Origin of the sequence: Nocardioides sp. (genome assembly GCF_036405735.1) — a bacterium.
Taxonomy (GTDB): domain Bacteria; phylum Actinomycetota; class Actinomycetes; order Propionibacteriales; family Nocardioidaceae; genus Nocardioides.
Genome location: NZ_DASWXC010000032.1, coordinates 1 through 5,846, shown reverse-complemented (window position 1 = coordinate 5,846; position 5,846 = coordinate 1). Strand labels below are relative to the sequence as shown.

At 71.6% G+C, this 5,846-nt stretch carries 6 protein-coding genes and 1 pseudogene; 6 read left to right on the top strand and 1 reads right to left on the bottom strand.

Going from position 1 to position 5,846, the window contains the following annotated elements; all coding sequences use genetic code 11:
• The 6 genes and pseudogenes from VGE38_RS05000 to VGE38_RS04975 all read left to right on the top strand — a co-directional run.
• Positions 1 to 754, top strand: a pseudogene (locus VGE38_RS05000) (DNA polymerase III subunit gamma/tau); the annotation flags it as partial.
• A 44-nt stretch (positions 755 to 798) separates the two neighbouring features.
• The gene (locus tag VGE38_RS04995; protein WP_331141432.1) at positions 799 to 1,194 is read left to right on the top strand and encodes a YbaB/EbfC family nucleoid-associated protein; all 396 of its coding nucleotides are present in this window, start codon (positions 799 to 801) and stop codon (positions 1,192 to 1,194) included.
• A 1-nt stretch (position 1,195) separates the two neighbouring features.
• Positions 1,196 to 1,792, top strand: coding sequence for a recombination mediator RecR (recR, locus tag VGE38_RS04990; protein WP_331141431.1), 597 nt, complete (start codon positions 1,196 to 1,198; stop codon positions 1,790 to 1,792).
• Positions 1,789 to 2,472, top strand: a complete 684-nt coding sequence (locus VGE38_RS04985) for a DUF5063 domain-containing protein (protein WP_331141430.1) — start codon at positions 1,789 to 1,791, stop codon at positions 2,470 to 2,472. Before recR ends, VGE38_RS04985 begins: the two co-directional genes overlap by 4 nt.
• 74 nt (positions 2,473 to 2,546) lie before the next feature.
• Complete coding sequence (locus VGE38_RS04980; RefSeq protein ID WP_331141429.1) at positions 2,547 to 3,836, top strand: aspartate kinase; 1,290 nt, start codon at positions 2,547 to 2,549, stop codon at positions 3,834 to 3,836.
• Between the two features lie 3 nt (positions 3,837 to 3,839).
• On the top strand, positions 3,840 to 4,883 hold the full coding sequence (locus VGE38_RS04975; protein WP_331141428.1) for an aspartate-semialdehyde dehydrogenase: 1,044 nt from the start codon (positions 3,840 to 3,842) through the stop codon (positions 4,881 to 4,883).
• 102 nt (positions 4,884 to 4,985) lie between these two features.
• Here the strand turns inward: VGE38_RS04975 and VGE38_RS04970 are convergent, their stop codons facing one another.
• On the bottom strand, positions 4,986 to 5,615 hold the full coding sequence (locus VGE38_RS04970; protein ID WP_331141427.1) for a hypothetical protein: 630 nt from the start codon (positions 5,613 to 5,615) through the stop codon (positions 4,986 to 4,988).
• Positions 5,616 to 5,846: the final 231 nt, after the last annotated feature.

The following is a 5,846-nucleotide window of genomic DNA, read 5'->3' as shown; positions in this document are numbered from 1 at the left end:
CGTCGAGCAGTCGGCTGCCCCCGAGCCGGCGGCGGCGCCGCAGCAGGCCCCGCAGCAAGCCCCGAAGCAGGCTCCGGCAGCCGGGTCCGCCCCGGCGGCGCCCGCGGGCGGCCTCGGGATGGTCGACATCCGCCGGCTCTGGCCCGACGTGCTGGAGAAGCTGCGCCAGCACCGCAAGCCGACCTGGGCGCTGGTGAGCCAGAGCGCGCAGGTGCTCAGCCTGTCGGGCCAGGTCGTCACCCTCGGCTTCCCGAGCCCCGGCCTGCGCGACACGTTCGCCAACGGCAACCACGCCGCCCCGCTGCGCCAGGCCGTCATCGACGTGATCGGCACCGAGTGGACCTTCGAGGCGGTGGTCGATCCCGGCTCCGGCGGTACGCCGGCCGCCCCGCCCGCCCCGAACCGACCGGCCGAGCCGGCCCAGAACCCGGCCCAGACACAGGCCCAGACCCCGGCCCCACCCGCGTCCAGCCCGGCTGCCCAGAGCCCGGCACCCGAGCCGCCCGCCTACGACCAGGCGCCGCCCGACGACCCGCCGCCGTGGGACGACGCGCCCATCAACGCTGCTCGGGAGGCGATCCAGCCGACCCGTGCCGGCGGGCCGGCCGGCACGGATCGCACGGAGGCGCTCGCCGCGGCCGACGCGGCGGCGCATCCCGACGATGCCGACGCCGAGTCCGCGGAGCTGGGCGGCGCCGCCCTGCTCGAGCGCGAGCTCGGTGCGACCATGATCGAAGAGATCCCCCACTCGTGACCCGGCGCTGACCGCACCGCCCACCGCCCACCAGGGAGAACCACATGAGCCAGAACCCCTTCGACGCGCTGTCCGGCGGCGGTCTCGACCTCAACGCGCTGCTGCAGCAGGCGCAGGCGATGCAGGAGCAGATGGTCTCCGCGCAGCAGCAGCTGGCCGAGACCACCGTCGACGGCACCGTCGCCGGAGGCGCGGTCACCGTCACCGTGAACGGCGTCGGCGAGCTGCAGGGCGTGGACATCAAGGCCGGCGAGTTCGACGGCACCGACCCCGACAACCTCGCCGACCTCGGCGACCTGATCGTCGCGGCCTACCGCGACGCCAAGGCGCAGGCCGACGCGCTCGCGGCGCAGTCCCTCGGCCCGCTCGCCGGTGGCCTCGGCGGCGGCCTGGGTGACGCGGGCGGCCCGGCCGGTCCCGCCGGCCAGCTGGGGTTCTGAGTTGTACGAAGGCGTTGTCCAGGACCTGATCGACGAGCTCGGCCGACTGCCGGGCGTCGGTCCCAAGAGCGCGCAGCGGATCGCGTTCCACCTGCTGCAGGCCGACCCGGACGACGTACGCCGGCTGGCGGACGTCCTGGTCGAGGTCAAGCAGCGGGTGAAGTTCTGCAACGTGTGCTTCAACGTCTCCGAGGAGGAGACCTGCCGGATCTGCCGCGACCCTCGGCGCGACCCGAGCGTGCTGTGCGTGGTCGAGGAGTACAAGGACGTCGTGGCCATCGAGCGGACGCGGGAGTTCCGCGGCCGCTACCACGTGCTCGGCGGCGCGATCAGCCCGATCGACGGCATCGGACCCGACCAGCTGCGCATCCGCGAGCTGCTGATGCGCCTCAACGACAACCAGATCACCGAGGTCATCCTCGCCACCGACCCGAACCTCGAGGGCGAGGCCACCGCGACCTATCTCACCCGAAGTTTGTCTCCCCTGGGGTTGCGGGTAACACGACTGGCGAGTGGACTGCCGGTAGGCGGTGATCTGGAGTACGCCGACGAGGTGACCCTCGGCCGTGCGTTCGCAGGAAGGCGGGCAGCGGAATGACCGATGTGAGCACGGGGCCTGAGGCCCTGACGGGCGGAGTCGTCGACGACGCCGCCGATGCTGCCGTGGACGCGGTCGTCGCCGACCTCGTCGTCCCGGCCGTCGACTCCCCGACGGAGGACTTCGCCCAGCAGATCGCGGACGCCGCCGAGGCGTTCCTGGTCTCGGTGCAGGCGATCTCCCGCGAGGCCGAGGGCAGCCGCGCCATCGCGCTGATGCTGCTCGAGGTCAGCCAGATCCTGCTGGCGGGTGCGCGGCTCGCCGCGCAGCAGGACTTCACGCCGGTGGAGGAGTACCAGCCCGACGTCGGCCCCGACCCCGACCTCGACGAGATGCGGCTGCGGCTGGCGCGGATCTTCGGCCCCGTCGACGAGTACACCTTCAACTTCGACCCCTACGACCCGGAGCTGGTCACCGGCACGCTGTCGGACGACCTCACCAGCATCGCCAACCAGGTCGCGCTCGGCCTGCGCCACTACCGCAACGGCGACGTCAGCGAGGCGCTGTGGTGGTGGCAGTTCTCCTACGTCTCCTCGTGGGCGAACGAGGCCAGCGCCGTGCTGCGGGCCCTGCAGTCGGTCGTCACGCACGCCCGGCTGGACGCCGAGTTCACCGGCGAGGAGGAGGAGCTCGCGGCGGCGAATGAGATGTTGGAGGGCGAGGACCCCATCTCCCAGTAGACTCGGCCCGTCTTCCCGGGCGGTCCCGTCGCCATGCCGACCGCCTGGCACGTATCGGAGCCAAGGACTTAGCTGTGGGCATTGTCGTCCAGAAGTACGGCGGCAGCTCGGTCGCCGACGCCGCCGGCATCAAGCGCGTCGCCCAGCGGATCGTCGCCACGAAGAAGCAGGGGCACGACGTGGTCGTCGTGGTCTCTGCGATGGGTGACACCACCGACGAGCTGATCGACCTCGCCAACGAGGTCTCCCCGCTGCCGCCCGCGCGCGAGCTCGACATGCTGCTGACCGCGGGCGAGCGGATCTCGATGGCCGTGCTGGCCATGGCGATCCAGAGCCTGGGTCACGAGGCGCGCTCGTTCACCGGGTCGCAGGCCGGCGTCATCACCGATGCCGAGCACGGCCGGGCCAAGATCATCGACGTCACCCCCGGTCGCATCGTCGACGCGCTCGGCGCCGGTGCGATCGCGATCGTCGCCGGGTTCCAGGGCGTCTCGCAGACGACGAAGGACATCACCACGCTGGGTCGCGGTGGCTCGGACACCACCGCCGTCGCCTTGGCCGTCGCCCTCGGGGCCGACGTGTGCGAGATCTACTCCGACGTCGACGGCGTCTTCACCGCCGACCCGCGCATCGAGCCCCGAGCGCGCAAGATCCCACGGATCTCCTATGAGGAGACCTTGGAGATGGCGGCCCAGGGCGCGAAGATCCTCCACCTGCGCTGCGTCGAGTACGCACGTCGCTACGGAATGCCGATCCACGTCCGCTCCTCCTTCTCGGAGAAGGAGGGGACCTGGGTGGTCAAGGCCTCCGATGTCACAGCCGTCACGACCGAGGGACACACCATGGAAGCAGCCATCATCACCGGCGTCGCGCACGACCGCAGCCAGGCGAAGATCACCGTGGTCGGCGTACCCGACAAGCCGGGCGAGGCCGCGTCGCTGTTCCGGGCCGTGGCCGACGCGCAGATCAACATCGACATGATCGTGCAGAACGTCTCGGCCGCCGCGACCGGTCGCACGGACATCTCCTTCACGCTGCCGCGCGGCGAGGGCCAGACCGCGATGACCACGCTCGCCCGGCTGCAGGACGTGGTGGGCTACGAGCGGCTGCAGTACGACGACAGCGTCGGAAAGGTCTCGATCGTGGGTGCCGGCATGAGCAGCTCGCCGGGCATCTCGGCGCGCTTCTTCGAGGCGCTGTCCGAGGCGGGCGTGAACATCGAGATGATCTCCACCTCGGAGATCCGGGTCTCGGTCATCGTGGCCGAGACGCAGGTCGAGGCCGCCGTCAACGCCGCGCACGCGACGTTCGACCTGGGGTCCGACGAGATCGAGGCCGTCGTGTACGGCGGAACGGGGCGCTGAGCCATGGGTGTCAAGATCGGCGTCGTCGGCGCCACCGGCCAGGTCGGTGTCGCCATGCGGCAGATCCTCGCCGAGCGCAGCTTCCCCGTCGACGAGATCCGGTTCTTCTCCAGCCCGCGCAGCGCCGGCAAGGTGCTGACCTACGAGGGTCGCGACGTCGTCGTCGAGGACGCCGAGACCGCGGACCCGGCCGGTCTGGACATCGCGCTGTTCTCCGCTGGCGCCACGGCCTCGCGCGCGCACGCGCCGCGGTTCGCCGAGGCGGGCGTGATCGTCGTCGACAACTCCAGCGCCTTCCGCAAGGACCCCGACATCCCGCTCGTCGTGTCCGAGGTCAACCCGGACGCCGCCCGGGGCGTCATCGAGGCCGGCCGCGGCATCATCGCGAACCCGAACTGCACCACCATGGCCGCGATGCCGGTGCTCAAGCCGCTGCACGACGAGGCCGGACTGGTCCGGCTCATCGCGTCGACGTACCAGGCCGTCTCCGGCTCCGGCGTCGCCGGCGTCGAGGAGCTGGCCACGGGCATCGCCGCGGCGGGGGACAAGGCCCGCGAGCTGGCGTACGACGGCGAGGCGGTCGCCTTCCCCGAGCCGGGCGTCTACAAGCGGACCATCGCCTACAACGTGCTGCCGTTCGCCGGCAACCTCGTCGACGACGGTCTGAACGAGACCGACGAGGAGCAGAAGCTGCGCAACGAGTCGCGCAAGATCCTCGGCATCCCCGACCTGCGCGTCTCGGGCATCTGCGTGCGCGTGCCGGTCTTCACGGGCCACTCGCTGGCGATCAACGCCGAGTTCGCGGCCGAGATGACCCCCGAGCGGGCCACGCAGCTGCTCTCCGGCGCGCCCGGCGTCCAGCTCGTCGACATCCCCAACCCGCTCCTGGCGGCCGGCAAGGACCCGTCCTACGTCGGCCGGATCCGGCAGGACCCCGGCGTCGACGGCAACCGCGGCCTCGCCCTCTTCGTCTCCAACGACAACCTGCGCAAGGGCGCGGCGCTCAACACGGTGCAGATCGCGGAGCTGATCGCGGCTTCGCGCTGAGGTGGCGCGCGGAATCCCCGGTGAACCGGGGATTCCGCGACTTCGGGGGCGTTGCAACGCCCCCGAAGTCGAAGAACCGCCCCCGGAGTGTGACTCCTGGGATCAGGCGACCGCGTCGATGTAGCGCGCCGTCACCCAGCGGGCGAGCACGAACGCCAGGACGGTGAGCACGGCGACCACCGCGGTCGTCACCACCGAGTCCAGCGAGTCGAGCAGGAACGTCGTCGTCACGACCGCCACGAGCGCGACCGCCAGGAAGCTGACCGTGCCGCCGCTGGGGACACCCAGCCAGCGCAGCACCAGGGCGCCGAGGCTCACGGCGACAGCCAGGATCCCGACGAGCAGCAGGAACCCGGGACCGCCGCAGGTGTCGCTGCCGCCGACGGCCTCACAGGCGCGCAAGCTGCCGGCCGTGCCACCGACCAGCGCCACGGCGACGAGCAGCCCCGCGAGTGCGGCGGCGAGGTGGGCGTTCAGCGGCTGGCGCGGTTGGCGCCGGGGCTTGGGCGGCCGCGGTGCCTTCTGTGCCTTGGGTGTCCGCGGCGGCTTCGGAGCGCGCTCGACCTTCGGCGCAGGAGACGACGCGGGTACGTCGGCCGGCACATCGACCGGCGCTGCGGCCGCCGTACCGTCCGTGGGCCGGCGCTTGCGCCCGAGCCGCAACGAGGGTGCCCGCAACGAAGGGGCCTGCAGTGACGGGGCCTGCTTACGCTCCGAATCCTCCGACGCCATGACGGCAGTCTGGCACGCCGCGGCGGCGGTATCCGGGAACGCACGAGGGCCCGGATCCTGGTGGATCCGGGCCCTCGTGATCGGTCGGGGTGACAGTGTCCTGGCTCAGCACATCGGAAACCCATGTCTCAAGACATAGGAAACTCGATGCTGGCGGGTGTCGAAGGCGAGGCTGGTCATCACCGCGATCGAGACCGAGGGCATCACCCAGGCTGAGGCGGCACGTCGCTA

Bases quoted from the DNA above. Each gene is read 5' to 3' on its own strand.
- VGE38_RS04995 (WP_331141432.1), top strand. From the start codon at position 799: ATGAGCCAGAACCCCTTCGACGCGCTGTCCGGCGGCGGTCTCGACCTC.
- VGE38_RS04985 (WP_331141430.1), top strand. From the start codon at position 1,789: ATGACCGATGTGAGCACGGGGCCTGAGGCCCTGACGGGCGGAGTCGTC.
- VGE38_RS04970 (WP_331141427.1), bottom strand. From the start codon at position 5,615: ATGGCGTCGGAGGATTCGGAGCGTAAGCAGGCCCCGTCACTGCAGGCC.
- VGE38_RS04975 (WP_331141428.1), top strand. From the start codon at position 3,840: ATGGGTGTCAAGATCGGCGTCGTCGGCGCCACCGGCCAGGTCGGTGTC.